Annotated in this window: 25 protein-coding genes and 1 tRNA gene; 14 read left to right on the top strand and 12 right to left on the bottom strand. The window is 70.4% G+C overall.

What is annotated here, in order from left to right:
• Window positions 1-33: 33 nt before the first annotated feature.
• Window positions 34-1,056 carry an LCP family protein gene (locus ABD262_RS14765; RefSeq protein ID WP_344137696.1) on the top strand — a complete coding sequence of 341 codons (1,023 nt, stop codon included), beginning with the start codon at window positions 34-36 and terminating at the stop codon, window positions 1,054-1,056.
• A gap of 37 nt (window positions 1,057-1,093) precedes the next feature.
• Here ABD262_RS14765 and ABD262_RS14760 read toward each other — a convergent pair whose 3' ends face one another.
• Entirely contained in the window at window positions 1,094-1,690 is a 597-nt protein-coding gene (locus tag ABD262_RS14760; RefSeq protein WP_344137693.1) for an arsenate reductase/protein-tyrosine-phosphatase family protein, read from the bottom strand.
• 10 nt (window positions 1,691-1,700) lie between these two features.
• Entirely contained in the window at window positions 1,701-2,198 is a 498-nt protein-coding gene (locus ABD262_RS14755; protein WP_344137690.1) for a heme-binding beta-barrel domain-containing protein, read from the bottom strand.
• A 122-nt stretch (window positions 2,199-2,320) separates the two neighbouring features.
• Between ABD262_RS14755 and ABD262_RS14750 the strand changes: the two genes are divergently transcribed.
• Window positions 2,321-2,689 (top strand): DsrE family protein, encoded by a 369-nt coding sequence (locus ABD262_RS14750; protein ID WP_344137687.1) that lies wholly within the window; start codon window positions 2,321-2,323, stop codon window positions 2,687-2,689.
• A gap of 12 nt (window positions 2,690-2,701) precedes the next feature.
• Here ABD262_RS14750 and ABD262_RS14745 read toward each other — a convergent pair whose 3' ends face one another.
• Both ABD262_RS14745 and ABD262_RS14740 read right to left on the bottom strand, forming a co-directional pair.
• Window positions 2,702-3,559, bottom strand: coding sequence for a hypothetical protein (locus tag ABD262_RS14745; RefSeq protein WP_344137684.1), 858 nt, complete (start codon window positions 3,557-3,559; stop codon window positions 2,702-2,704).
• 16 nt (window positions 3,560-3,575) lie between these two features.
• Window positions 3,576-3,836 carry a MoaD/ThiS family protein gene (locus ABD262_RS14740; RefSeq protein ID WP_344137681.1) on the bottom strand — a complete coding sequence of 87 codons (261 nt, stop codon included), beginning with the start codon at window positions 3,834-3,836 and terminating at the stop codon, window positions 3,576-3,578.
• Between the two features lie 117 nt (window positions 3,837-3,953).
• On the opposite strand from ABD262_RS14740, the gene ABD262_RS14735 reads away from it, so the two are divergent.
• A complete protein-coding gene (locus ABD262_RS14735; protein WP_344137678.1) occupies window positions 3,954-4,658 on the top strand; it encodes a winged helix-turn-helix transcriptional regulator in 705 nt (234 codons plus the stop codon).
• A 182-nt stretch (window positions 4,659-4,840) separates the two neighbouring features.
• Here the strand turns inward: ABD262_RS14735 and ABD262_RS14730 are convergent, their stop codons facing one another.
• Window positions 4,841-6,742, bottom strand: a complete 1,902-nt coding sequence (locus ABD262_RS14730; RefSeq protein WP_344137675.1) for a bifunctional metallophosphatase/5'-nucleotidase — start codon at window positions 6,740-6,742, stop codon at window positions 4,841-4,843.
• A 100-nt stretch (window positions 6,743-6,842) separates the two neighbouring features.
• Here ABD262_RS14730 and mshD point away from each other — a divergent pair, with 100 nt between their 5' ends.
• The 7 genes from mshD (at window position 6,843) to pstB (ending at window position 15,286) form a co-directional block, all read left to right on the top strand.
• On the top strand, window positions 6,843-7,835 hold the full coding sequence (gene mshD, locus ABD262_RS14725; RefSeq protein WP_344137673.1) for a mycothiol synthase: 993 nt from the start codon (window positions 6,843-6,845) through the stop codon (window positions 7,833-7,835).
• Between the two features lie 4 nt (window positions 7,836-7,839).
• Entirely contained in the window at window positions 7,840-10,101 is a 2,262-nt protein-coding gene (locus ABD262_RS14720) for an RNA degradosome polyphosphate kinase (protein WP_344137670.1), read from the top strand.
• The gene (locus ABD262_RS14715) at window positions 10,098-11,054 is read left to right on the top strand and encodes an NUDIX hydrolase (protein ID WP_344137668.1); all 957 of its coding nucleotides are present in this window, start codon (window positions 10,098-10,100) and stop codon (window positions 11,052-11,054) included. The genes ABD262_RS14720 and ABD262_RS14715 overlap by 4 nt, the downstream gene beginning before the upstream one ends.
• Before the next feature lie 213 nt (window positions 11,055-11,267).
• The gene (gene pstS / locus ABD262_RS14710; protein ID WP_344137665.1) at window positions 11,268-12,392 is read left to right on the top strand and encodes a phosphate ABC transporter substrate-binding protein PstS; all 1,125 of its coding nucleotides are present in this window, start codon (window positions 11,268-11,270) and stop codon (window positions 12,390-12,392) included.
• A gap of 125 nt (window positions 12,393-12,517) precedes the next feature.
• Window positions 12,518-13,525 carry a phosphate ABC transporter permease subunit PstC gene (gene pstC / locus ABD262_RS14705; protein WP_344137662.1) on the top strand — a complete coding sequence of 336 codons (1,008 nt, stop codon included), beginning with the start codon at window positions 12,518-12,520 and terminating at the stop codon, window positions 13,523-13,525.
• Window positions 13,522-14,433 (top strand): phosphate ABC transporter permease PstA, encoded by a 912-nt coding sequence (pstA, locus tag ABD262_RS14700; protein ID WP_344137659.1) that lies wholly within the window; start codon window positions 13,522-13,524, stop codon window positions 14,431-14,433. The genes pstC and pstA overlap by 4 nt, the downstream gene beginning before the upstream one ends.
• Before the next feature lie 76 nt (window positions 14,434-14,509).
• Window positions 14,510-15,286, top strand: a complete 777-nt coding sequence (gene pstB, locus ABD262_RS14695; RefSeq protein WP_344137656.1) for a phosphate ABC transporter ATP-binding protein PstB — start codon at window positions 14,510-14,512, stop codon at window positions 15,284-15,286.
• Window positions 15,287-15,390: 104 nt separating this feature from the next.
• Here the strand turns inward: pstB and ABD262_RS14690 are convergent, their stop codons facing one another.
• From ABD262_RS14690 to ABD262_RS14665, 6 genes are all read right to left on the bottom strand, one after another.
• Entirely contained in the window at window positions 15,391-16,491 is a 1,101-nt protein-coding gene (locus ABD262_RS14690; protein ID WP_344137653.1) for a hypothetical protein, read from the bottom strand.
• A gap of 300 nt (window positions 16,492-16,791) precedes the next feature.
• Complete coding sequence (locus ABD262_RS14685) at window positions 16,792-17,793, bottom strand: inorganic phosphate transporter (protein ID WP_344137650.1); 1,002 nt, start codon at window positions 17,791-17,793, stop codon at window positions 16,792-16,794.
• Between the two features lie 8 nt (window positions 17,794-17,801).
• Window positions 17,802-18,428, bottom strand: coding sequence for a DUF47 domain-containing protein (locus ABD262_RS14680; RefSeq protein WP_344137647.1), 627 nt, complete (start codon window positions 18,426-18,428; stop codon window positions 17,802-17,804).
• A 108-nt stretch (window positions 18,429-18,536) separates the two neighbouring features.
• Window positions 18,537-18,761, bottom strand: a complete 225-nt coding sequence (locus ABD262_RS14675; RefSeq protein WP_344137644.1) for a hypothetical protein — start codon at window positions 18,759-18,761, stop codon at window positions 18,537-18,539.
• A 466-nt stretch (window positions 18,762-19,227) separates the two neighbouring features.
• A complete protein-coding gene (locus ABD262_RS14670) occupies window positions 19,228-19,875 on the bottom strand; it encodes a hypothetical protein (protein WP_344137641.1) in 648 nt (215 codons plus the stop codon).
• A 171-nt stretch (window positions 19,876-20,046) separates the two neighbouring features.
• Complete coding sequence (locus tag ABD262_RS14665) at window positions 20,047-20,370, bottom strand: TFIIB-type zinc ribbon-containing protein (RefSeq protein WP_344137638.1); 324 nt, start codon at window positions 20,368-20,370, stop codon at window positions 20,047-20,049.
• Between the two features lie 116 nt (window positions 20,371-20,486).
• On the opposite strand from ABD262_RS14665, the gene ABD262_RS14660 reads away from it, so the two are divergent.
• Window positions 20,487-20,562: transfer RNA gene (locus tag ABD262_RS14660), tRNA-Lys, on the top strand.
• Window positions 20,563-21,290: 728 nt separating this feature from the next.
• Here ABD262_RS14660 and ABD262_RS14655 read toward each other — a convergent pair.
• Complete coding sequence (locus ABD262_RS14655; protein WP_344137635.1) at window positions 21,291-21,965, bottom strand: GNAT family N-acetyltransferase; 675 nt, start codon at window positions 21,963-21,965, stop codon at window positions 21,291-21,293.
• 180 nt (window positions 21,966-22,145) lie between these two features.
• On the opposite strand from ABD262_RS14655, the gene ABD262_RS14650 reads away from it, so the two are divergent.
• From ABD262_RS14650 to ABD262_RS14640, 3 genes are read left to right on the top strand one after another with little or no spacing between them, the layout of a single operon-like run.
• Entirely contained in the window at window positions 22,146-23,177 is a 1,032-nt protein-coding gene (locus ABD262_RS14650) for an iron ABC transporter substrate-binding protein (RefSeq protein WP_344137632.1), read from the top strand.
• A complete protein-coding gene (locus tag ABD262_RS14645) occupies window positions 23,178-24,713 on the top strand; it encodes an ABC transporter permease (protein WP_344137629.1) in 1,536 nt (511 codons plus the stop codon). It abuts the gene before it with no gap.
• Entirely contained in the window at window positions 24,710-25,795 is a 1,086-nt protein-coding gene (locus ABD262_RS14640; RefSeq protein WP_344137627.1) for an ABC transporter ATP-binding protein, read from the top strand. The genes ABD262_RS14645 and ABD262_RS14640 overlap by 4 nt, the downstream gene beginning before the upstream one ends.
• Window positions 25,796-25,907: the final 112 nt, after the last annotated feature.

Below are 25,907 nucleotides of genomic sequence, written 5' to 3'. Positions count from 1 at the left end.
CGAACGCACATCGGCCTTACCTACACTGTCCGCGTGCCAGACCAACTCCCAGTGACCGACCACGTCGCCCACGACCAGCCGAAGAAGCGGTCCCGGCTGCGCCGCGCCCTGGCGGTCACCGTGGCGCTGGTGCTGCTGCTCGTGGTCGGGGGCGCTGCGGCCTACGTGCTCTTCCTGAACCACACGGTCACCAAGAACGTGAAGCACGACGCCCTGCTCCCCACGCCCGGCGTGGACGGGGCGGCGAGTGCGCCGACCAGGAAGCCGGCGGCCAAGGACGCCCAGAACATCCTGGTCATCGGCTCCGACGCACGCTCGGGGCTGGCCGGGGCCCGGTCCGACGTCATCGTCCTCATGCACGTCGCCGACGACCGCAAGACCGTGACGCTGGTGCACTTCCCTCGTGACCTCTGGGTCTCGGTGCCCGGGCACGGCAAGGACAAGATCAACGCGGCGTTCGCCTACGGCGGCTCGCCGCTGCTGGTCCGGACCCTGCAGGACCTCGTCGGGGTGCCGATCGACCACGTCGCGCTGGTCGACTTCGAGGGCTTCAAGAACATGACCGACGCGGTCGGCGGCGTGAACGTGTATGCCGAGGAGCCCAGCACCAGCCGGGGCTACACCTTCCACAAGGGCTTCAACCAGATGGATGGCGCGGCGGCCCTGGCGTTCGTCCGCGAGCGCAAGCAGCTGAGCGAGGGTGACATCTCGCGCGGTCGCCGCCAGCAGGCCTTCATCAAGGCGCTGATGCTCAAGTCGCTGAGCAAGGACGTGCTGACCAACCCGGTGAAGCTGGCGCAGTTCGTCGACGCCGGCACCGCGAACCTCACCGTCGACAACGGGTTCAGTGTGGCCGACATGCGCAGCGAGGCCTTCTCCATGCGCAGCCTGCGCGGCAAGGACATCGCCTTCGTCACGGCCCCTTTCACCGGGTTCGGCACGTCGCCCGGCGGAGCGTCCATCGACATCGTCGACGAGGCGGGGATGAAGACGCTGGGCGAGGCCCTGCAGACGGACGCCATGGACACCTACAAGGACAAGACGAACACGCCGTAGCCGTCGGGCCGTGGGCCCGGGCCCTCGGCGTCGGGCCTCAGGGCCTGGCGAGTGCGCGCACCACGGCCGGCAGCGAGCCCATGATCTGACCGGTCATCTCCTGGAAGACCTCGACGGGTCGGCGGTAGGGATCCACCACGTCGGCCTCGGTGTCGACCAGCGGCGCACGCACGCCCCGTTGCCCGGCGGCCAGGGACACCACCCTGGCCACGTGCTCCCGGGGCTGGTCGGCCTCGCCGGGTGCGCCCCTCAGCTCCTCGTCCGTCAGCCCGGACGCGAGGTGGGCGAATTCCCGGAAGGTGAACGTGTAGCGGACCGCCTTGGGGTGCAACGTCATCACCTTGCCGCGGTGCGCACGGGTGGCGGTGAGCACCAGGTCGGCGTCGGCGACCATCGCGGTGGTGAGGTCGCGCGCCACGAAGCCGTCGGCGGCATACCCCTGCGCCTCCAGGAGGGCTCGGGCCTGACCCTCCATGGGATGGCCCGCCAGGGCCCCGGTGCCGCCGCTGGAGACCTCGATCCCGCCGCGGCCCCACGAGCGGTCGAGCTCGGCCTGCAGCGCGCGCTCGAGGAACGGCGAGCGGCAGATGTTGCCGGTGCACACCGTCAGGACCCGCCCCGGGGTCGGCGCCATGGGACCGGCCCTAGCCGACGCGCTTGAGCTCGGCCGAGAGGTGGCTCTGCAGGGGCTGACCGACGGCGGCCATGTCCATGGCCCACATCAGGTTGGAGTTGACCAGGCCGTAGAGGCGGCTCGCGGCGTTGTACTCCTTGGCGTGCGGGCTGCGCAGGACGCCGTCGGTGCGCAGCTCGATCTTGGCCGGCTCCGCCTTGCCGTAGTAGAGCTCCACGATCCCGGTCGGGTGGGTGAGCAGCAGCTCGACCTCGCCGTCCTCGAACGGCCGCCAGAAGCCGAGCTCGGTCGCCAGGGGCCGCACCTTCTCGCCGGCGTCGTCGAGCAGCCAGGTGCGGCTGTGCCACTCCAGGAACGGACGCCCGTCGTGGGACACCACGAGCTCCTGACCGAAGTTGGCCGACTCGATGGTGGGGTAGCCGACCACGCCGGCGCCCTCCCAGCGGCCGATCAGCCAGGCCAGGGGGGCGAGCGCGCGGGGGAGGTCGGGGTCGAGGGTGAACTGCATCAGCGGGGCGTCTTGACCAGGCGGTAGACGACGAATCCCGCGAACCAGGTGATCACCACGGCTGTCAGGGCGAGCAGGGCGATGTAGAACGTGTGCACCCGCCAGATCGTAGCCTGTGCGACATGACTGCCTCCCGCGCGCTCGTCGTCAAGGTCACCTGCGGCACCGAGTCGCTCGAACGACTCAACCAGGCCTTCACCGTCGCAGCGACCGCCGTGGCGAGCGGCGTGCCGGTCAGCCTGTGGCTCACCGGCGACGCATCGTGGATGGCAGTGCCGGGTCGGGCCGAGGAGGTCGAGCTCGCGCACGCCGCCGACCTGGCCGACCTGCGCGACGCGGTCCTCGCCGGGGGCACGGTGACGGTGTGCGGGCAGTGCGCGGCCCGCCGGGACCTCATCGGAGCCGACCTCGTGGACGGGGTGGTCATCCGCGGCGCGGCGGCCTTCGTCGAGGAGGTCACCGCCGCGGGCGCCCAGGCCCTCGTCTACTGAGCCGAGCAGCGGTCAGGGGGTGAACCACGGGGAGGTCACCACGGCATAGGCCACCACGCCGATCAGCAGTGACGAGGTGGCGGCGGCCGCCAGCTGCGCTCGCGGCATCGCGGTCGCGGGCAGGGGGGCCAGCACCCTTCGAGCCGCGTGCGAGATCGCGGCCGCGAGCAGGCCGAGCAGGGCGGCCGGGCCGGCCAAGAGGTCACCGGCCACCAGCGCGACGACGACGGCGGCCCCTCCGCCGAGGAGCATCGCGATGAACAGTGCCCACTGCCGCAGGCGGGGGATCGAGACGCAGGGGTCGGCCAGGGCGCCCACGCCCAGCCCGGCCATCGTGGCAGCCAGGGCGTGCTCACCGTGCAGGGCGTGGGGGATCGGGGCGAGCGCCGTGCCGGCCGAGATGATCGCCAGGGCCGACGTCACCGCGGCGACCGACTCGGTCAGGCGCGGCCGGCCGTCACGACGCATCAGCTGGTGCAGGAAGCCCACGATCACGCTCACCGCGAGCGCAGCGGGCATCCACTCGAGGTAGGGGTCGTCGCGGGTCAGCAGGGCGGTGCCGGTCATCAGCACGGTGCCGATCGCGAGGACCGCGGTGGTCCCGCGCGGGCTGGGCAGGCTCAGCAGGAGCGGCCATCCCCACGCCAGCACGAACCCGGCCAGCGCGACGGCCAGCGCGACGAACTGCGGGCTGGCGTAACCGGTCAGCGCCACCAGTGCCGCGAACGCGACGGTCGCCGCGATCGAGAGCGGGCGCGCCACCAAGGCGCGGCGCGGGAGGGCCGGCCGAGCCTTCTGCGCATGGGCTCGGCGCTCGCGCCGGGTCAGCGGGACGGCAGGGTTGGGAGCCTGCTCGGGGACGTCGGACACAAGGGGCATCCTCGCATCACCCCCCGGCGAAGGGAGGCAGGACCTCCAGCACCGACCCGTCGGGGAGGTCGTGGTCGCGGTGCGTCGCGCGCCCGTCGAGGAGCAGGGTGCTGACCGCAGTGACCGCGGCCAGGCCGGGGTGCAGGGTGGCGACGCTGGCCACGGCATCCGCCACGGTCCGGCACCCGGTGACCACGTCGGAGTCCACACCGGCGGCGGCCCGGGCACCCGCCCAGTAGCGGACGGTGACCGAGGCGGCCTCGTGCTCACGCGGCATACCCAAGGCTCCTGTCGTGCGGCGGCTCTCTGCTGGTGGGGCCCCACCTTTGAGACAAGGGTCTCACCATGTGTTCGCCCGGACCGAAGGGGCCCGGCACCCGTATCCTTTCAAGGCATGGCCCGTCTGCTGCTGCTGACCAACGCCTTGGCGCCCAGCGCCGAGGTGCTGCCGGCACTGGGCCTCCTGACCCACCACGTGCGGATCATCCCCGCAGAGCCGACCGCGCTGGTCGACGCGCCCCCGTGTGACGCGGTCCTGCTGGACGCCCGTCGCGACCTCGCCGTGGCGCGTTCGCTGTGTCGGGTGCTCCGGGCGACGGGCATGTCGGTGCCCCTCATCGCGATCCTCACCGAGGGCGGCCTGGCCGGCATCACGGCCGAGTGGGGCGTCGACGAGGTGCTGCTCGAGTCCGCGGGCCCTGCGGAGGTCGAGGCCCGGTTGCGGCTCGCGGCCGGCCGGCTCCAGGACAACCAGGAGCCCGAGGACGTCCAGATCACCTCGGGTGAGGTCACGATCGACGAGGCGACCTACTCCGCCCGCGTCCGTGGCCGGCTGCTCGACCTGACCTACAAGGAGTTCGAGCTCCTCAAGTACCTCGCCCAGCACCCGGGCCGCGTGTTCAGCCGCGCCCAGCTCCTCCAGGAGGTCTGGGGCTACGACTACTACGGCGGCACCCGCACCGTCGACGTCCACGTGCGGCGGCTGCGGGCCAAGCTGGGCTCCGAGCACGAGGTGCTGATCGGCACCGTGCGCAACGTCGGCTACCGCTTCGTCCCCGCCGAGGACGTCCGCACCGACGAGCTGGGCGCCAACGCCTGAAGGTCGCTGCGCGCCAGGGCCCGTGCGCGTCAGGATCCTGCACTCCCTCGCGTGCTGGCACATCCGCCACACCAAGAGCCGCCCCTCCCGTCTCCGGGAGGGGCGGCTCTGAGTGTGCTTGCGATGTGCCGGGTGGCTCGGCCAGGACGACCGAGCCACCCTGCGCGACCGGACGCGGTGGGTCAGTTCTTGGTGATCCGCGTCTCGGCCACCGGGCTGTACGGCGAGTTCGCCTGCAGGTAGTTGGCGAAGGCGTCGATGTCGAGCCCACCGAAGAACCGGCCGGTGCCGTCCCGGAAGCCGGGGAGGCCGTCGCCACCGTCCGCGACGAAGTTGTTCGTCACGATCCGGTAGCTCGCCGTGTCACTGATCGGGTTGCCGTTCAGCGTGACCGGGCCGAGGACCCGGCTGCCGGTGGCGTCGCTGTAGCTGTAGGCGAAGCCCTTGGACACCTGGAGGATGACCGGCCGAGCGGTCGAGTTGGGCGACGACTTGACGCCACCGTTCCACTGCTCCTTCAGGATCTCCTTGATCTGGGCCCCGGTCAGCGTCATCGAGACGAGGTAGTTGTTGAACGGCTGAACCGTGAACGCCTCCTCGTAGGTCACCGCACCGGGCGCCTCACCCCACGGGGAGTTGGCGTAGGTCAGGTTGGTGCGGATGCCGCCCGGGTTCATGAAGGCGATCGTCGGGACGTCACCGTTGGTCACCACCGACGGGTCGGCGAGCTGAGCGTCGGCGATGAGGTCGCCGAGCTTGGACTCGCCACCGGCGTTGGACGACGTGGTGATGTCGCCGGTGATGGTGCCGAGGATCCGGCTCGCGACCGGGGCGATGAGCTGCTTGTAGTCCGTGATGATCTTGGTCTGGGCCGCGTCCTTGAACTGCGGCTCACGGGTCACGACGACGTTGCTGCCCGCGACCGAGCTGCGCACGATGTCCTGCGTGCGACGGTCGAAGGTCAGGTTGGTCTCGGTGACGAGGCGCCCGAACGACGAGGCCGAGGTGACCAGGCGCGGCTGGCCGGCCGGGTCGGGGATGCTGCACACGTAGGGGGTGTGCGTGTGCCCGCTGACGATCACGTCGATCTGCGGCGAGAGCCGCTCCGCGATCGGGATGATCGGGCTGGCCGCCGCGTTCAGGCCGTTGCTGGTGCCGGCGGGGCACGCGGAGTCGTACTTGTTCTCCAAGCCGGTTGCCGGCTTGGTGTTGGGGCCGCCCGGGTAGGTGGCGGTGCGCGCGGGCACGCCACCCTGGTGGATCAGGACGACGATGGCCTTCACGCCCTGTGCCTCGAGCCCCGGCACGAGGGCGTTCGCGGTCTCGACCTCGTCGGTGAACTCCAGGCCCTCGATGCCGGACGCGGTGACGATGTTCGGGGTGTCCTTGAGCGTCATGCCGATGAAGCCGACCTTGGCGCCCTTGAAGTTCTTGACCCAGGTGGCCGGGAGGATGGTCTGGCCGGTCGCCTTGTACTTCACGTTGGCGGCCAGGATCGGGAAGTTCGCGCCCGTGAAGGTCTTGCCACCGGGGCAGGAGTCCTGGTTGGCCGCGCCGTTGCCGTCGGGCAGGCAGCCGCCGTCGGCCAGCCGCTGGAGCTCCTTGTAGCCCTCGTCGAACTCGTGGTTGCCCACGGCCGTGACGTCGAGGCCGAGGCTGTTCATCGCCTCGATGCTGGGCTCGTCGTGGAACGCGGCCGACAGCAGCGGGGACGCACCCACGATGTCGCCGGCGGCGACGGTCGCGGTGTAGGGGTGACCGGCGCGCAGCGCCTTGAGGTGCCCGGCGAGGTACTCCACGCCACCGGCGTTGACCGTCTGCGGCGTCGCCGCGTACGTGGTCACTCCCGTGTTCGGGTTGGTCGTCCCGACCTCGGTGTAGGTGTCCGAGGTGATGATCCGACCGCTCGATCCGGCCGGCGGCTCGAGGTTGCCGTGGAAGTCGTTGAACGACAGGAGCTGGATGTCGATCGTGGGTCCGTTGGGGGCGGCCGATGAGGTACCACCGGTGAACGCTGCGCCGGTGGCTGCCAGAGCGGCCACCGCCACGACGCTGGAGATGCGTCGAGTGCGGGAAGAGGTCATGGATGCGTCCTTGTGCGGGAGGAAAAACCGGCGGTAGCCGGATCCGTGCACGCTAACCGCGGATCGGCCGCGAGGGAAGATGCATGGTCCAATGCTTTTCGTGCCGTTATCTGCCGTCCGTCTCTCCGACACCCTGACGTCGACCGAGGCCGCCCGCGTCCGCGGGATCCAGGCCGCGGCGACCGCCGCCGACGGGGTCAGCCCGCTGTCCGAGCAGCCCCTCCTCTCGCTGAGCGCACCGAGCGGTCGGGTCCGCCACCTGCTCGGGTATGCCGCGGAGCGGCTCACGGGCTACGCGCAGCTCGACGGCGCAACCGACGCCGACGCCTCGGTCGAGCTCGTCGTCGACCCAGCCGACCGCCGGCAGGGCACCGGGCGGGCCCTGCTCGACGCCGTGCTCGAGGCCGCGCCGGGAGCGCGGGTCTGGGCGCACGGCCGCCTGCCGGCGGCTCAGGCCCTCGCGGCGAGCGCCGGGCTGGAGGCGGTGCGCGAGCTGCACAAGATGGCCCGCCCGCTCGGCGCGGCCGACCTCGACCCGGGGGCCTCCGCGCTGCCCCCGGGCTTCACCGCCCGCGCCTTCGAGCCCGGCCGCGACGAGGAGGCCTGGCTCGCGACCAATGCGGCCGCCTTCGCCCACCACCCGGAGCAGGGCCGGATGACGCTGGCCGACCTCGAGGAGCGGATGACCCAGCCGTGGTTCGACCCGGCCGGCTTCATCCTCGTGGAGGCGGACGGCGCTCCCGGTGAGGTCGCGGCCTTCCACTGGACCAAGGTCGACCCCGAGCAGCGCTCATCCCTCGACCCCGGGGAGCCAGCCGGACGGGGGCACGGCGGGGCGGGTCGCGAAGCAGGCCTGCCTGCCGGGGAGGTGTACGTGGTCGGCGTGCACCCGGCATACCAGGGGCGCGGTCTGGGGCGACCGGTGACGGGGCTCGGGCTGGCGCACCTGGCCGGGCTCGGGCTGCCCGAGGTCGTCCTCTACGTCGACGGCGACAACCAGGCAGCGATACGCACCTACACGGGACTCGGTTTCCACAGCATCATGGTGGATGTGATGTATTCGCGCGCTGTTCACCGAGCACTGTCAGGATGACGCCATGAGCGTGACGACCCGTCCCACGGACGACAGCGAGATCTTCGACGGCGACGACGCCGGCCACGAGATCTCGATCGCGAGCGCCCAGCCGCGAGCCTCCAACGGGCGCTTCATGCGCATCGTCCACGCCGCCGGCGGTCAGGACGACAGCGGTCTCCCGGCAGACCGGTTCCTCGACCGCGAGATCTCGTGGTTGCAGTTCAACGAACGCGTGCTGCAGCTGGCTGCCGACGAGGCCGTGCCGCTGCTGGAGCGGGCGCGCTTCCTGGCGATCTTCACGTCCAACCTCGACGAGTTCTTCATGGTCCGGGTCGCGGGGCTCAAGCGCCGCATCGCCACGGGTCTCGCGGTCCGCTCGGCCTCCGGTCTGGAGCCGAGGGAGGTGCTCGAGCAGATCTCGCTGGTCGCCCACGAGCTGCAGGCGATGCAGACCGCCGTCTACAAGGACCGGGTGCAGCCCGCGCTGGAGGACGAGGGCATCTCCATCGTCCGCTGGGACGAGCTGAGCGACGCCGAACGCGCCCTGCAGTCCGAGCTCTTCGCCGACCGCGTGTTTCCGGTGCTCACCCCGCTGGCCGTCGACCCGGCGCACCCCTTTCCCTACATCTCCGGCCTGTCGCTCAACCTCGCCGTGGTCCTGGTCAACCCGAAGACCGGCAAGGAGCACTTCGCCCGCGTCAAGGTGCCGCCGCTGCTGCCGCGCCTGCTCCACATCGAGCCCGAGAACGGCGAGCCGTCGACCGCCGACCTGTTCAACACCCGGTTCGTCCCGCTCGAGGACGTCATCGCGTCCCACCTCGACATGCTCTTCCCCGGCATGGAGGTGCAGGAGCACTTCACCTTCCGGGTCACCCGCAACGAGGACCTGGAGGTCGAGGAGGACGACGCCGAGAACCTCCTCACCGCCCTGGAGAAGGAGCTGACCCGACGCAGGTTCGGCCCGCCCGTGCGCCTCGAGGTGGACGAGACGATCGACGACCACGTGCTCGACATGCTGGTGCGCGAGCTCGGCGTCAACGACAGCGAGGTCTACCGGCTGCCCGCCCCGCTCGACCTGCGCGGCCTCAACCTCGTCGCCGACCTCGAGCGCTCCGACCTGAGGTACCCGCCGTTCCGCGGCCAGATGCACCCCGACCTCGCGCCGGCGGAGAGCTCCAAGCCCTCGGAGATCCTGCCGATCGTCCGCGACAAGGACGTGCTGCTCCAGCACCCCTACGACTCGTTCTCGACGTCGGTCCAGGCGTTCATCGAGCAGGCGGCGGCCGACCCCAACGTGCTCGCCATCAAGCAGACCCTCTACCGCACCAGCGGCGACTCCCCCATCATCGACGCCCTCATCGACGCCGCCGAGTCGGGGAAGCAGGTGCTGGCGATCGTCGAGATCAAGGCGCGGTTCGACGAGAAGAACAACATCTCGTGGGCCCGCAAGCTGGAGCATGCGGGAGTGCACGTCGTCTACGGCATCGTCGGGCTGAAGACCCACGCCAAGCTCTGCATGGTGGTCCGCGAGGAGCAGGACGGCACCCTGCGCCGCTACTGCCACATCGGCACCGGCAACTACAACGGCAAGACCGCCCGCCTCTACGAGGACTTCGGCCTGCTGACCTCAGACCCCCAGGTCGGCGACGACCTCGCGCGTCTGTTCAACCAGCTCTCCGGGTTCGCACCCCGCCAGAAGTACAAGCGCCTGCTCGTCGCCCCCCGCACGGTCCGCTCCGGGCTCCTCGAGCGGATCGCGTTGGAGATCGACCACGCCGAGGCGGGTCGCGGCGGGCTCGTCCAGCTCAAGCTCAACTCGATCGTCGACGAGCAGCTCATCGACGCCCTCTACCGCGCCTCGCAGGCCGGGGTGCACGTGGACATCTGGGTCCGCGGCATCTGCGCCCTGCGCCCGGGCGTGGAGGGGCTGTCCGACAACATCGAGGTCCACTCGGTGCTGGGCCGGTTCCTCGAGCACTCGCGCGTGTTCCTGTTCGGCGGCGGTGGCGAGCCCGAGGTGTTCATCGGGAGCGCCGACATGATGCACCGAAACCTCGACCGTCGTGTCGAGGCCCTGGTGCGGCTCGCCGACCCGAAGCACATCGCCGACCTCCGGGCCGTGCTGGCCCGCGGGATGAGCGACGAGTACGCGCACTGGCGGCTGACCGGCGACGGCCGCTGGACCCGCGTGCACCTCGACGACGCAGGCGAGCCGCTCACCGACCTCCAGAGCGCCATGATCGACATGCACGCAAGGCGCCGGCGGAAGGCCCGCCGCCGTTGACGGCCCCGATCCCCGCCGCGGGCACAATCCCGTGGCGCCGGCGGCGCGGCCAGCTCGAGGTCGCGCTGGTGCACCGGCCCAAGTACGACGACTGGTCGTGGGCGAAGGGGAAGCTCGACCCGGGTGAGGACTGGCCGGTGGCCGCCGTGCGCGAGACGCTCGAGGAGACCTCCCTCGCCGTCGGCCTGGGTCGCCCGCTCCCCGGGGCGGAGTACACCGTGCTCGACGCCACCGGCCAGCCGGCCACCAAGGAGGTCCGCTACTGGGCCGCCGAGGCCACCAGCCCGGCCGGGCCGCTCCAGAACGAGATCGACGAGGTCCGCTGGCTCGACGTGGTCGCCGCGTCCGACCGCCTCGACTACGCGCGCGACCGCGACCAGCTCCGCGCGCTCGTGCGGGCCGACAAGGCCGGCACCCTCACCACCTGGCCACTCGCCCTCGTGCGGCACGCCCGCGCAGTGGGGCGGGGGGCGTGGGAGGCCGACGACCGGGACCGTCCCCTCGACGACGTCGGCCGCGACCGGGCCACCGCCATCGCCGCCCTGCTCGCGGCCTACGGCGTCCGGCGGCTGGTGACCTCACCGTCGCTGCGCTGCGCCGACACCCTGCGGCCCTACGCGGCGCAGCTCGGCGCTCCGCTGCGGACCAAGGAGGGCCTGAGCGAGGAGGGGTATGCCGCGGAGCCGGCTCGGGCCGGACGCCACCTCGCCCGCCTGGTCGAGCGGGGCACCCCGGCGGCGCTGTGCAGCCACGGTCCGGTCGTGCCCGAGCTGCTCATGACCCTGCTCGCCCTCGTCGACCCGGACGAGCCCGAGGCCGACCTCGCGGGGGCCGCGCTGCGGGCCGCCGCGGGCGACAAGATGGGCAAGGGCGAGGTGCTCGTGGCCCACCTCGCCGGCAGCGGCGCGCAGGCCAAGGTGGTCGCCGTCGAGCGCCACCTACCGCCCTCCTGACCCGCGCCTGACCAGTCGTTCACCCACTGCATCCCGGGGGGTCGGTGCGGCGACGTCGAATGTCTGACTGGTGTTCACCGCCCGTTCACCCTCCACGGGCCGCTGCGTCACTCTCCCTGCCTACCTTCGGTGACGTCGGGTACTGACGCCCGCCCCAGATTTCACCCTGATCCCCTGTTTCACCCCCTGATTCCCTGTGGAGAGGTTCACACCGTGAAGATCCAGCGCATCGGCCTCCTGGCCAGCGTGGCCCTGGTCGGCTCCCTCGCACTCACCGCGTGCGGCTCCGACAACAACAGCGGCTCCGGCGACTCGGCCAGCTCGAGCTCCTCGAGCGGCTCCACCGCCTGCCCCGAGGGTGGTGGCACCCTGAACGCCGAGGGCTCCTCCGCCCAGAAGAACGCCATCGAAGAGGCCATCGCGTCGTTCCAGGACGCCTGTGAGGGCACCACCGTCAACTACAACCCGACTGGTTCGGGCGCCGGTATCAAGCAGTTCATCGCCGGCCAGGTCGACTTCGCCGGGTCCGACTCGGCGCTCAAGACCACCGAGAAGGACGGCAAGGTCGAGGTCGACGAGGCCGCCGCGTACTGCGGCTCCCCGGCGTGGAACCTGCCGATGGTCACCGGCCCGATCGCCGTCGCCTACAACGTCAAGGGCGTCGACAAGCTCGTCCTGACCCCCGAGGTCGCCGCCAACATCTTCAACGGCAAGGTGACCACCTGGAACGACAAGTCGATCGCTGCGCTGAACGCCGGCGTGACCCTCCCGTCCGAGCCGATCAAGGTCTTCTTCCGCTCCGACGAGTCCGGCACCACCGAGAACTTCACCAAGTACCTCAAGGCTGCCGCCCCGGCCGCCTGGACCGCCGAGCCGGGCAAGGCCTGGACCGGCAAGGGGGAGGGCAAGCAGAAGACCGATGGTGTCGCCGGTGCCGTGAAGTCCACCGAGGGTGGCATCACCTACGCCGAGTGGTCCTACGCCAAGGACAACAAGCTGGGGATCGCCCAGATCGACAACGGCTCCGGCCCGGTCGAGCTCACCGCCGAGTCGGTCGGCAAGGCCGTGACGGCCGCCAAGTCCGACGGCCAGGGCAACGACCTGCGCCTCAAGCTCGACTACGCCACCAAGGAGGCCGGCGCCTACCCGATCCTCCTGGTCACCTACGAGATCGTCTGCTCCAAGGCCAAGGACGCCAAGAAGGCAGCCCTGACCAAGGCGTTCCTCACGCACTTCGCCTCCGCCGAGACCCAGAAGAGCCTCGAGGACATCGGCTACGCGCCGCTGCCGACCGAGGTCCAGACCAAGGTCGAAGCCGCCATCGCGGCCCTGTCCTAGGCCTGATCCGACCCTGACCTGAAAGGTTTGCCGCGGGGCTGGCTCCCAGCCCCGCGGCATACTTGCTCCCTCCCTCCCTGCATCCCCGTCCACTCCCCTGAACCCACGATCGTGAGGCACACCCAGTGGCAACAGTGACCGGAGTCTCCGTCGCCGACGAGTCGCCCGGCCCGGACGGACGAGGCCCCCTCACCGGTGACCGCGCCGGCACCGGTCGCCTGGGCGACCGGGCCTTCGCGGCTGCTGCGAAGGGGTCCGGCGCGCTGGTCATCGGCCTCGTCACGCTGGTCGGCGTCTTCCTGCTCTGGAAGGCGATCCCGGCGATCGCCGCCGACAAGGTCAACTTCCTGACCTCACGCCAGTGGGCGGTGGGCGACAGCGACAACCTCCGGTTCGGCATCGTCGAGCTGCTGTGGACGACCGTGGCCGCCTCCACCATCGCGATGGTCATCGCGGTGCCGGTAGGGGTGTGCGTCGCGCTGTTCATCACGCAGTACTCGCCGCGGTGGCTCGCGCGCCCCGCGGCCAACGTCATCGACCTGCTGGCGGCGGTGCCGTCGATCGTCTACGGCCTGTGGGGCCTGAAGGTCCTCACGCCGTGGTTCGACCCGTTCCAGGTCTGGCTGTCCGACCACCTCGGGTGGATCCCGCTCTTCACCCGCACCGGCACCAGCGGCACGATCCTGCTCATCGGGCTGGTGCTGGCGATCATGATCCTGCCCATCGTCACCGCGCTGTCGCGCGAGGTGTTCGCGCAGACCCCGGTGACCCACAAGGAGGGCGCGCTCGCCCTGGGCGCCACCAAGTGGGAGATGATCCGCGTCTCGGTGCTGCCCTTCGGACGACCCGGCGTCATCTCCGCGGCGATGCTGGCCCTGGGCCGAGCGCTCGGGGAGACCATCGCCGTCACCATCATCGTGTCGTCGCTGCCGCAGGGCTCGAAGTGGACCTGGTCACTGCTCAACGGTGGCGAGACGTTCGCCTCGCGGATCGCCAACAACGCCGGTGAGTTCGACTCCCCCGCCAAGACCGGGGCCTTCATCGCCGCCGGCCTGGTGCTGTTCGTCCTCACGTTCGTCGTCAACGCGATCGCCCGCATCGTCATCGAGCGCAGGAAGGCCTTCACCGAATGAGCACCGACACCGTGGCCAAGGCGGCCGACCGCTCGGCGCCGCCCGCCCTGGGGCACCCCGCCCGTGGTCGTGAGCTCCGCGACCAGCTGGCTCGCGTGGTCATGTGGTTGGCCTTCCTCATCGCGCTGATCCCACTCGTGTGGATCCTCTGGACGGTGCTCTCCAAGGGAGTCGGGCTGCTCCTCGACTCGCAGTGGTGGACCAACTCGCAGAAGGGCATCACCTCCCGGCGTGAGGGGGGCGGCGCCGTCCACGCCATCCAGGGCACCCTGATCCAGGGGGTCACCACCTCGCTGATCTCCGTGCCGATCGGGGTGATGACCGCGATCTACCTCGTCGAGTACGGGCGTGGGAGGTTCGCCAAGGCGGTCTCCTTCATGGTCGACATCCTCACGGGGGTGCCGTCGATCGTGGCCGGCCTGTTCGTCTACGCCGTCTGGGTCACGACCTTCGGGTTCCAGCGGGTCGGCTTCGCCGTCTGCCTCGCGCTGGTGCTGTTGATGATCCCGGTGATCGTGCGGTCCACCGAGGAGATGCTCAAGCTCGTCCCGAACGAGCTGCGCGAGGCGTCGTACGCGCTCGGCGTCCCGAAGTGGAAGACCATCGCGCGGGTGGTCCTGCCGACCGCCTTCTCCGGCATCATCACCGGCGTGCTGCTCGGCCTGGCCCGGGTGATGGGCGAGACCGCACCGCTGCTGATCCTCGGGCCGTACACCAAGTCCATCGCCACCGACCTGTTCGGCGGCTACATGGCCACGCTGCCCACGATGATCAACCAGGACCGCACCGAGAGCCTCCAGCCGGCCGTCGACCGGGTCTGGGCCGCGGCGTTGACGCTCATCCTGCTGGTCCTGCTCCTCAACCTGGCCGGCCGGGTCATCGCCCGGTTCGGCTCCATCAAGAGGTAGCCGACTCCCCGCTCGCTCCGCTCCACCCCGATGCCGGCCCGCACGGCATACCCACCCCGAAGGACGAAAGCACACCATGGCCAAGCGAATCGACGTCAGTGACCTGAACGTCTACTACGGTGCGTTCAAGGCCGTCGAAGGCGTGACGATGACGGTGGAACCGCGGTCCGTGACCGCCTTCATCGGCCCGTCCGGCTGCGGCAAGTCGACGTTCCTGCGCACCCTCAACCGGATGCACGAGGTGATCCCCGGCGGTCGCGTCGAGGGCAAGGTCATGCTCGACGACCAGGACCTGTACGCCTCGAACGTCGACCCGGTGGCCGTCCGCCGGACCGTCGGCATGGTCTTCCAGCGGCCCAACCCGTTCCCCACCATGTCGATCTACGACAACGTGGCGGCGGGCCTTCGGCTGAACGGGGTCAAGGGCAAGAGCCGGCTCGACGAGGTGGTGGAGAAGTCGCTGAACAGCGCCAACCTCTGGAACGAGGTCAAGGATCGGCTGAACAAGCCCGGTGCCGGCCTCTCCGGTGGGCAGCAGCAGCGACTCTGCATCGCGCGGGCGATCGCCGTCGAGCCGCAGGTGCTGCTGATGGACGAGCCCTGCTCGGCACTCGACCCGATCTCGACCCTCGCCATCGAGGACCTGATCTCCGACCTCAAGAGCAAGTACACGATCGTGATCGTCACGCACAACATGCAGCAGGCCGCGCGCGTGTCCGACCAGACGGCCTTCTTCAACCTCGCAGCGACCGGCAAGCCCGGCAAGCTGGTCGAGGTCGACCACACCCAGAAGATCTTCAACAACCCCGGCATGAAGGCCACCGAGGACTACATCAGCGGCCGCTTCGGCTGATCCACCCTCCGCGACCCCGGGCCCCGGCACTTGTTGCCACCTGATCGTCACCGACCGGCCGAAACCCGGACTCGTGACGGCCAGGGAGCAACAAGTCGTACCCCTCAGGCCGCCCAGGGGCCGTCTCCTCCGTCCATCGGTGTGACTGCCAAGCGCCACGGTCGCAGATCGTCGTGCGGGTCCTGCCGCCAGAGGCACCTGATCCGACGGGGGTCAGCTCGCCGCCTTGCTTCCTTCAGCACCCGCGCCAGGCCGGCGCCACGATCCAACAGATCCGACGTGCCCCACCTGGCCACCGCGAAGCCGACTGCCTCCAGCTCGCGCTCGCGATCCCGCTCGGCCACCATGTGGACCGCCGCCTCCTCGGGATCCCAGTCCTTCTTGCTGTAGCTGCCGAAGTACTTCCCACGACCGTCGGCCTCTCCGATGACGCCCGCCGCCGACCAGAGGAAGTCCACGCGGCCGATGGGTCTGCCGTCGAGGTCGTGGATCCACACCTGGCTCATGGGCACCGAGAACCCCAGTTGGTGGGCCGTCGCCACCGACGCCGACTCCAGCCAGCTCTCCCGGCGGAAGTCGACCATCGCGAGCCCGACGTCAGCCTTGCGCACCCCGGGCCACCTCGTCTGGAAGGCGCGCATGGCCTGAAGTTCCTCAGGACAGGTCAGGCGTGCACGCAGGGCACCGTCCGCGATGGCGAGGGCATCGCGCGGCCGAAGCTGTCGGAATGAGTCGATGACGGTGCGATCGACCGTCGTCACCGGAACATCGTCGACGTGAGTGACGTGCACATCCGGAAGCTCCCCGTCGAGCAGACGGCGCCAGTCGTCGCGAGCAGCGGTCTGGGACGAGTCCCGGAGGGTGAGACTCACTGATCCCAGGGGCCCCAACGGGTGGGGCAGTCCGTGGATCAGTGCCGCGCTCTGATGGCTCACGACTGCGCCCTCGACGGAGGCGGCAGCCGCCCGAGACATCCGTCCATGGAGCTCAGACGGGGTCAGCTCGACCCAGCCCTCACGGACTGCATACACGCTCGGTGCGACTGGGATGATCTGCTTGCGTCTCATCGCACCGGCGATGCTGGTGCTGGAAAGCCCGGCGGCATGGGCCTCGCGCGCCAGGAAGGGTTGGGGAAGAGCCTGCCACGCTGTCTCCGATGTCGTTTGCATGCGCCGACGGTGAATCAGCCACGGCGCCTCGACCACGGCTCGACCCGACGACTGTGGAGCAGCCTCGCGTATGGACTCGCCTGTGGACGCATCGAAGCGGTCACCGGGGGTCTGACGACGGCCCGCGCCCCTCCCCGCCCCACAGACTTGTTGCCGACAGATCGTCTCGAGGCGCCGGATCAGCCTCCCCTGTGACGACCAGGACGCAACAAGTGCGGAGCCCCACAGACTTGTTGCCGACAGATCGTCTCGAGGCGCCGGATCACCCTCCCCGGTGACAACCAGGACGCAACAAGTGCGAGAAGAGGCAGAAGGTGAGGCTGGGAGTGGTTTCGGTCAGACGAAGAGGTTGATGATGTAGCAGGCGGCGGCCGCGACCAGGCCGGCGCCGGGGAAGGTCAGCACCCAGGCCCCGACGATGTTGCCGGCGACGCCCCACCGCACGGCGGACAGGCGCTTGGTCGCGCCGACGCCCATGATCGCCGAGGTGATCGTGTGGGTGGTCGAGATCGGGGCGCCGAACGCCATGCCCGCGACGTAGAGGATCGAGGCAGCCGTCGTCTCCGCCGCGAAACCCTGCGGCGGGTCGAGGTGGATGATGCGGCGGCCGAGGGTGCGCATGATCCGCCACCCACCGGCATACGTGCCGAGCGAGATGACGATGGCGCTCATCAGGAGGACCCACAGCGGCACCTGGTCACCGCTGTAGTGGCCACCCACGGTCAGCGCGAGGACCACGACACCAGCCGTCTTGGCCGCGTCCTGGAACCCGTGGCCGAAGGCCATCGCCGCCGCGGACGCGGTCTGCGCATAGCGGAAGCCGCGCGAGACCTTGCCGGGCTGCGCGCGCCGGAACAGCCAGAGGATCAGGGCCATCACGAGGAAGCCGAGGATGAGCCCGACGATGGGCGACAGGATCATCGGGATGATGACCTTCTCGAAGATGCCCGCCCACTTCACGTGCGCCCCGGCAGCCAGCGCCGCGCCGCCGAGTCCGCCGATGAGGGCGTGCGAGGACGACGAAGGGAGGCCGAACCACCAGGTCAGCAGGTTCCAGCCAGTCGCACCGATCAGGGCGGCCCCGCAGATGACCAGTCCCTCGGTGCCCTGCGGCGCCTCGATGATGCCCTTGCCGACGGTCGCGGCGACCTTGCCGAACTTGTAGACGATGAGCCCACCGACGAGGTTCGCGATCGCAGCCATCACCAGCGCCACGCGGGGCGTCAGTGCACGGGTCGACACCGAGGTGGCGATCGCGTTGGCGGCGTCGTGAAAACCGTTGGTGTAGTTGAAGCCCATCGCCAGGGCGATGACGATTCCTACCGGAAGCCAGTCCATGGGGTGGCTCAGGACTCCTTGACCGCGATGCTCTCGACCTTGTGGGCCACCTTCTCGAACGCGTCAGCGGCGGCCTCGAGCTCCTCGACGACCTCCTTGAGCTTCATGATCGTGAGGGTGTCTGCACCGAAGTCGCCGTTGAACAGCCCAGCGAGCAGGCGACGGTAGATCTGGTCGGCCTGGTTCTCGAGACGGTTGATCTCGATCCAGTAGCCGGACAGGTCCTTCATCGACCGCAGCCGCGGCATCGCGTCGGCGGTGAGCTCGGACATCCGCGCGAGGACCTCGACCTGGTCGGACACGCCGGCCGGGAGGTCGCCGATGCGGTAGAGCACGATCAGGTCGACCGCCGCGTCCATCATGTCCATGCAGTCGTCGAGCGTCGACGCCAGACCGTGGATGTCCTCGCGGTCGAACGGCGTGATGAACGAGCTGTTCACCTTGCGGATGATCTCGTGCGTCGCCTCGTCGGCGTCGTGCTCGATCTCGCGCATCCGCGTGGCGACGGCTTCACGCTCCGACGGGTCGACTCCGAGCAGCGTGGTCAGCTCACGGGAACCGAGCACGAGGTAGGAAGCGGACTTGGCGAACAGATCGTAAAAACTGTTCTCCTGGGGGGTGAGGCGAAAGCCCACGGTTCTCTCCGGTCACGCAAAGGGGGGATGGCCGTGGACGATGCTACGGGCAAGTACGCGTCAAAGCGCAACTCGGCTGCCCCACCGCTCCATCGGGAGAGAGCGGGCTCAGGCGTTGAGCCGCTTCCCGGCCCGGTGCGGGTGCACGACGCCCTGCGGGTCCTCAGCGGGCTTCTGGTGCCCACGCTCGATCCCGAGGGCCTCGTCGATCTCGTCCTCGGTCAGCGGTCGCTCGCTGGCGGACGCGGCCACGACGAGATCACCGACAAGCTCGATCTCGTTCTGCAGAGCATCATCGGTGAGGTCTGCACCGGCGCGCGGGTCGGTGGTCATGGGATCAACGCTAATGGAGCGCTGCCGAATCGTGGCATCCAGTTTGCTATCTCTTGACCCACCATGCCCCGGAACCACCCACTTGGGTCATGTGACCACCCATCATGACTAGTCCTAACCGGCTATGCCGCGGGCCCGGCTGCGGCCGAGGGCGCCCCTAGCCTGGTTGCGACGGAGTCGAGAGCCTGGTTGCGGACCACGCCAGGAGCCTGGCTGCGCACCCGCCAGGGCCTGGCTGGGGACGACCGAGCGACGCGAGCAGGCGGCATACCGAAGCGACCGACCGAGGTGACGCGGAGATGAACAGTGTGCGCGTCGGGCCGGGAGCGCCTCACGGCGCGTGGCCGCTCGTAGCGGCTTCAGTTGGGACCCGGGGCTACCGCGGCCCGACGCACGTCCGACTGTAACCCGGGTGGCCGCGATGTTGTTCCCCGTGAGCCACGTTTGCCTGTCGGCAAGGGCCCGTTCAGATGAGTTCGCCGATGTGCCAGAGGCGGGCGCCGACCTCGAGGTCCTCGGCCGTCGACAGCATGGAAGCGGCCCGGCGGGTCTGGGCGCTGGCCGCCTCAGGGTCCTGAACCTCGGTGGTGTGCGCCCGGTCGGCGCGACCGGCGGCGACGACGCGGCAGAACGCGGCGGCGCGTTGGAGCGCCACCGCGAAGTCGCCCGAGAACACCCCGCGCAGGATCGAGTCGGTCAGCTCGCGCAGCTCGGCCGGACCGGGCGGCTCAGCGACCCCGGCCACGGCGTGGTTGACGTCGGTGAAGCGGATGCCCGCCGCGTAGTCGGCGCTCGCCTCCTCGGGGCTGCGCTGCACCCACTCCCGCAACGCGTAAAGGCGCCAGAGCGCGCCGGGCAGGCTGCGTGGCGGGCGGTCGGCCCACAGCTCCGCGACCGTCGACAGACCGAGCTCGTCGACCAGCGCGACCAGCCGGGCGGTCAGCGCGGGGTCGTCGGTGGCGCGGCCGGTGCCGACGAGGACCGCTGCCGTCTCGTGGGCGATCTCGGTCACCTGCGCAGGGTCGGGGACCGTGCCGCCTTGCGCCTCCATCGCCGTGGGGCTGAAGAACGCGGGACGGCGCGGACCGGGACGACCACTGGGCTCGTTTTTCATCGGGACCAGTCTCTCAGGCGGCACCGACGACAGCCCGGACGACCCGGCTGACTCACATCGCCCGATTCCAATCGGTCGAGTCGCATCGCGGGGGTCGCCATCGCCCAGGACGACTCGCCGTAGTCGATTCGCCGTAGTCGATTCGCCGAGTCGGGCCCGACTCGGACCGGCTCAGTCGAACAGCTCGCTGAGGAACGACTTCTTCCGACGCTGACCGTAGCCGTGCTGGCCGCCGTACTGACCCTGGGACGGGGCGCGGTAAGGCGCTTCGTAGCCCTGCGCCGGCTGCTGCTGCCAGGCACCCTGCTGCTGTTGTGGCGGGGCGGCTGCGGCGGTGGGCGGCTGGTGCCAGGCGTTCTCGGCGGCGACGAGTGCCTCGAGCTCCCCGCGGTCGAGGAACAGGCCGCCGCAACCCGTGCACTGGTCGACGTGGACCTGGTTGCGCTCGTAGTTGCGCATGTCGGATCCGCACTTGGGACAGGTGAGGGTGCTCATGTCGGGCCAACGGCCCGGGTTCCGAGCGGGTTCCGATCGCCGTGGGTCGCGGTGCCGGCCAGCCGTTAGTCTGTGGCCGGTTCGGCACAGCGGTGGGTATGCCGCGTGGCCGGCCGGGGCCTCTAGCTCAATGGTTAGAGCTGCGGACTTTTAATCCGTAGGTTGTGGGTTCGAGTCCCACGGGGCCCACCACCCACCCACTTCGCGCGCAGGCTGAGCACCGCCGATCACCCTGCGCTCGCGCCGCGGATCCGCGGCGGGGCGAACGTGAGGTACGACAGCAGGCCGAGCAGGACTCTGCGCCGGTGATCCCTGCCGCCCAGAGCTCCATGTGAAGTTCCTTCAAGGCGTCGTAGTCGAAGACGCCCTGACCGGGTCCGAAGGCACCAGCCCCGAACATCACGAACAGGACGATGACCGTGAGCTGCACGGCGACACCCACGACCCACACCAGCCACCGGTCAACCGCGATCAGGAGTCCGGCGCCGAGCAGGTACGTCAGCCCCAGGTACAGGTACGCCCCGTAGGTGTTCCCGGCCGTGGTCTCGGCCGCGCCGGACTCCGCGTCCTGCACCAGGAACAACAGGACCAGGTAGAGCCCTCCGACCGTGCAGGACACCGCGGCTGCCAGGTAGCGAATCGTCGTGCGGCGACGCTCCGGTGCGGGTGCGGGTGTGGTTCGCCGGGTCGCGGCGGGAGGCCTCATCTCGTCGATCTCCTCGTCTCCCTACCGAGCCTTGCTGCGACCTCCAGATGCGGCTAGGGGACAAGGTCACCGACGCCACCCGACGGCCTGTGCGATCTGGGCCGCATCGTCAGACGTCCACCGGCGGCCGCCTGGGCGGGAGCTCAGCCGGCAGCTCAGGCGAGAGGTCAGGCGAGAGGTCAGGCGAGACTTCAGCCGGGGGGCAGGGGGGAGCTCAGCTGGTCCAGGGCCGGCCATCGGGTTCTCCGATGAACATCGGCACTGCCTGCTCCACCCCGGAGACCCGCACCTCGCCCTTCCGGGTGTTCGCGTTCCACCCCTCCGCGGTCAGGCGCAGGCGATCGGAGACGAGGACCTCCTCACCGCGCCGATCGCGGGAGATGCCGTCGGGCTGGTAGCCGAGCTTGCGGGACACACCCTGCGACCTGTGGTTGTCCTGGAACACCTCGCTCGTGGCGTCCGTGGCGCCCAGGTGGTCGAAGGCCAGCGTCAGCAGGGCGGTCCGCGCCTCGGTGCCGTAGCCCTGGCCCTGCCAGGCGACCCCGAGCCAGCTCGACGTCGTCACCTCCCGGTTCACCCGGAAGTCAGCGGCCCGGAGGCTGGCGACGCCGAGCGCTTCCCCGGTGCGGAGGAAGACCCCCAGTCCGAGTCGCCACGAGTCGGACGACCACGAGGCCAGGGCGTCCCAGTACGAGCCCAGCACCGAGCGGGCCCGCTCCTGCGGGGTGCCTTCCGTCCACGGGGTCAGGAACGGGCGCTCCCCTTCGCCGTGCACACCGTCGGCGGCCACCCGGGCCAGGGCCGGCAGCTCGGCCTCGGTGGGGAGCCTGAGGACGAGCCGTGCGGTGGACAGGGTCAGGCCGAAGGTGGGCCAGAGGTCGGAGAGCATGACCGCCATCCTGCCGAGTCCGCGACCCCGATCGCCTCCCGATTTCGAAGGCGAGGGCGAGCCCGGCGGGGTCCCGCGGAGGCGGTCGTGGCGCCCGCTCGCGAGGCTGTAACCTTTAGTTAGGTAAGGCTTCCCTTGTCGACGCAGGACGCGTCGCCGGACGAACCCAGGAGAACTGACGTGGCCCTTCGACGTTCCATCCTCGCTGCACTCGGCGTGGTGAGCATGGTGGCCCTCACGGCGTGCGCCGACGGCACCCTCGAAGCAGGCAAGAACCTCGACCCCGACAAGCTGACCATCTACAGCGCGCAGCACGAGAACCTCACCCAGGCCTGGGCGGAGAAGTTCAAGAAGGACACCGGGATCGACGTCCAGATCCGCTACGGCAACGACTCCTCGATGGGCAACCAGATCGTCCAGGAGGGCGCCAAGTCGCCCGCCGACGTCTTCCTCACCGAGAACTCCCCGGCGATGACCACGGTGCAGGACGCGGGGCTCCTCGCCACGATCGACCCCACCACCCTGGCCCAGGTCGGTCCGGACTACGCCCCGAGCAGCAAGCAGTGGGTCGGCATCGCGGCTCGCTCCACGGTGCTGGTCTACAACCCAGGCAAGATCACCGAGGCCGAGCTGCCGAAGTCGATCATGGACCTGCAGGACCCGAAGTGGAGTGGCAAGTGGGGCGCCGCTGCCGGTGGCGCCGACTTCCAGGCCATCGTCTCCGCGATCGTCGCGACCGAGGGCGAGGCCAGGGCGGCGGCCTGGCTCAAGGGTCTCAAGGACGGCGGCAAGATCTACCAGAACAACATCGCCGTGATGAAGGCCGTGAACGCCGGACAGGTCCCCGTCGGGATCATGTACCACTACTACTGGTATCGCGACCAGGCGCTCACCAAGGCCGGCAGCAAGAACACCAAGCTGCTCTACTTCCGCAACCAGGACCCCGGCGCGTTCGTCAGCCTGTCCGGCGGCGCCGTCCTCAAGGCAAGCAAGCACGCTGCCAACGCCCAGAAGTTCCTGGCGTTCGTCACCGGCCCCGAGGGCCAGAAGCTGCTCGCCACGAGTGACGCCAAGGAGTACGCCGTCGGCAACGGCGTCGCGTCCGACCCGGCCCTGGAGCCGCTCGAGTCCCTCCAGGCTCCCGACCTCGACCCGTCCAAGCTCAACGGACCCAAGGTCATCGAGCTCATGACGAAGGCGGGCATCCTCTAGGTGGCCCGCTCCGTCAGGGGGACGACCTCCCCCGTCCCGGTCGTGGTCACGAGCCTCGCGGTCGCGGCCCTGTGCCTGCTGCCGCTCGGGGTGGTCGTGGCCGCGAGCATCGACGTCGGGTGGGACGCGGCGCGCGCCCTGCTCTGGCGTCCGCGGGTGGCCGAGCTCCTGGGCAACACCACGGCCCTGGTGGTCCTGACGGTGACGGCCACGACCCTGCTGGGAATCACCACCGCATGGCTGGTCGAGCGGACCGCCCTGCCGGGAGCCCGGGTCTGGCGGGTCCTCATGGTCTGCCCACTCGCCGTCCCGGCCTTCGTGAACAGCTACGCGTGGATCACCGTCCGGCCCGACCTCGAGGGCCTGCGCGGCGCGGTCCTGGTGACCACGCTGTCCTACTTCCCGTTCGTCTTCCTCCCGGTGTCGGCCGCCCTGCGCAGCCTCGACCCGACGGTGGAGGAGACTGCTCGGTCGCTCGGGCTGGGGCCGTGGCGCGCCTTCACCCGGGCCGTGCTGCCCCAGCTGCGCCACGCCACGCTCGGCGGGATGCTCCTGGTCTCACTGCACCTGCTGGCCGAGTTCGGGGTCCTGGCGATGCTGCGCTTCCCGACGTTCACGACCGCGATCCTCGAGCAGTTCCAGGTCGCCTTCAGTGACAGCGCCGGGAGCCTGCTCGCACTGGTCCTGATGGCGCTGTGCCTCGGGCTGCTCACGGCCGACCAGCTCCTGCGCGGCACGAGCCGGCAGGCGCGAGTGGGTCGTGGCGCTGCTCGGCGTCCCGTGCGCGCGACGCTGGGCCGTTGGCAGGGCCCCTCGCTCGTCCTCATGGCCGGCCTGACGACGGCGGCGCTGGGAGTCCCGATCGCGAGCCTGGCCCGGTGGCTCGCCGCCGGAGACCCCACTTTCGACGGCCGCACCTGGCTGGTGACCGTCGGCAACACGGTCGGCCTGGCGCTCGTGGCCGGCCTGCTCACCGTCGTCGCGGCCTTCCCCGTCGCCTGGCTCATCAGCCGGCGCAGGTCGTGGCTGAGCATCCTCACCGAGCGAGCCACTTACGTCGCCTCGTCACTCCCCGGGGTCGTGGTCGCCCTCGCGCTGGTCACCCTGACGATCCGCTACGCCCGACCGGTGTACCAGACCAGCATCGTGCTCGTCGCGGCATACGCGATCCTCTTCATCCCGCGCGCGATGGTGAGCATCCGCGCCTCGATGGCGCACGCTCCGGAGGAGCTCACCCAGGCGGCCCGCGCCCTCGGCGCCGGCCCTGTCCGCACCTTCACGCGAGTGCTGCTCCCCCTCACCCTCCCCGGTGCGCTGGCGGGCTTCGCGATGGTGTTCATCGCGGTCTCCACCGAGCTGACCGCGACGCTGATCCTCGCCCCGACCGGCGTGCGCACCCTCGCGACGGCGTTCTGGAGCGCCAGTGAGAGCATCGACTACGCAGGCGCCGCGCCGTATGCCGCCGCACTCATCCTCGTGTCGACCCCCGTGACCTACCTGCTGCTGCACCGTTCCGATGAGGAGCCCGACCTGTGACCACGCTTCTCGTCCGCGGCGTGCGCGCCTCCTACGGGCGCAACGAGGTGTTGCACGGCATCGACCTGGTCGTCCCCACGGGCTCGACCACCGCGATCCTCGGTCCGTCCGGCTGTGGCAAGACGACCCTGCTGCGGGTGGTCACCGGGTTCCAGCCGCCCACTGCCGGGACGGTCCTCCTCGACGACGAGACGGTGGCCGGCGACGGGGCGTGGACGCCCCCGGAGCGCAGGCGGATCGGCTACGTGGCGCAGGAGGGCAACCTCTTCCCGCACCTGACGATCGCCGACAACGTGGCCTTCGGCCTCCCCCGGTCCGAACGCAAGGACACCGAGCGGGTCGCCGAGCTCCTGCGCCTCCTCGGGCTCGACACCGGGCTGATGGGCCGGCGCCCCGACCAGCTGTCGGGCGGGCAGCAGCAGCGCGTCGCCATCGCCCGCGCCCTCGCCCCCCGACCGCGTCTCGTCGTCCTCGACGAACCCTTCTCCTCCCTCGACACCGGCCTGCGCGCCGCCACGCGGGAGGCGGTGGCGCAGGCGCTCCACCACGAGCGGGTCACGGTCGTCCTCGTCACGCACGACCAGGCGGAGGCGCTGTCCTTCGCCGACCAGGTGGCGATCATGCACGACGGTCGGCTCTCCCAGGTCGGGACTCCCGTGCAGGTGTATGCCGCGCCCGCGGACCGCCGTTCGGCGGAGTTCCTCGGCGAGGCGCAGTTCGTGAGTGGAGTCGTGCGCGGCGACCGGGTGGACTGCGCACTCGGGGCCCTCGCGCTCGACGGCCGGGCCCCGGAAGGGTCGGTCGACGTCCTCGTCCGCCCGGAGCAGCTGCGACTGGCCGAGGCGCCGGAAGGCCGGTCAGGCGGTCGGCGGGCCGAGGTCGTCTCCACGACCTACTTCGGCCACGACGCCCTCGTCACCCTCGACCTGGTCGACGGGGACGGCCGGCACGGCCTGCGCGTCACGGCCCGCGTCAACGGGTCGGAGGCCTGGGCTGCCGGGACTCCCGTGTCGGTGGACGTGGTCGGGCCCGTGCGCGCCTTCGTCGGCGGTCAGGCCGGCACGCCACCGGCCCCGGACTGAGGCTCGACGCGCGCAGGTCGCCCCGATCGGGCGCCTTGGCGCCCCGACCGGGTGCCCTTCGCGCCCGCGTGCCCCGACCGCGCGGACCAGCCGGCTCGTCACGCCGCAGACC

This window comes from Pedococcus bigeumensis (assembly GCF_039531795.1).
GTDB lineage: Bacteria > Actinomycetota > Actinomycetes > Actinomycetales > Dermatophilaceae > Pedococcus > Pedococcus bigeumensis.
The sequence above is the reverse complement of the archived record's forward strand: the minus strand, read 5'-3'. Positions and strand labels throughout refer to the sequence as shown.

Coding starts and splice junctions, on each gene's coding strand:
- ABD262_RS14760 (WP_344137693.1), bottom strand. CDS start 1,690: ATGGCGCCGACCCCGGGGCGGGTCCTGACGGTGTGCACCGGCAACATC.
- ABD262_RS14755 (WP_344137690.1), bottom strand. CDS start 2,198: ATGCAGTTCACCCTCGACCCCGACCTCCCCCGCGCGCTCGCCCCCCTG.
- ABD262_RS14750 (WP_344137687.1), top strand. CDS start 2,321: ATGACTGCCTCCCGCGCGCTCGTCGTCAAGGTCACCTGCGGCACCGAG.
- ABD262_RS14740 (WP_344137681.1), bottom strand. CDS start 3,836: ATGCCGCGTGAGCACGAGGCCGCCTCGGTCACCGTCCGCTACTGGGCG.
- ABD262_RS14735 (WP_344137678.1), top strand. CDS start 3,954: ATGGCCCGTCTGCTGCTGCTGACCAACGCCTTGGCGCCCAGCGCCGAG.
- ABD262_RS14730 (WP_344137675.1), bottom strand. CDS start 6,742: ATGACCTCTTCCCGCACTCGACGCATCTCCAGCGTCGTGGCGGTGGCC.
- ABD262_RS14720 (WP_344137670.1), top strand. CDS start 7,840: ATGAGCGTGACGACCCGTCCCACGGACGACAGCGAGATCTTCGACGGC.
- pstA (WP_344137659.1), top strand. CDS start 13,522: ATGAGCACCGACACCGTGGCCAAGGCGGCCGACCGCTCGGCGCCGCCC.
- pstB (WP_344137656.1), top strand. CDS start 14,510: ATGGCCAAGCGAATCGACGTCAGTGACCTGAACGTCTACTACGGTGCG.
- ABD262_RS14685 (WP_344137650.1), bottom strand. CDS start 17,793: ATGGACTGGCTTCCGGTAGGAATCGTCATCGCCCTGGCGATGGGCTTC.
- ABD262_RS14675 (WP_344137644.1), bottom strand. CDS start 18,761: ATGACCACCGACCCGCGCGCCGGTGCAGACCTCACCGATGATGCTCTG.
- ABD262_RS14670 (WP_344137641.1), bottom strand. CDS start 19,875: ATGAAAAACGAGCCCAGTGGTCGTCCCGGTCCGCGCCGTCCCGCGTTC.
- ABD262_RS14665 (WP_344137638.1), bottom strand. CDS start 20,370: ATGAGCACCCTCACCTGTCCCAAGTGCGGATCCGACATGCGCAACTAC.
- ABD262_RS14655 (WP_344137635.1), bottom strand. CDS start 21,965: ATGCTCTCCGACCTCTGGCCCACCTTCGGCCTGACCCTGTCCACCGCA.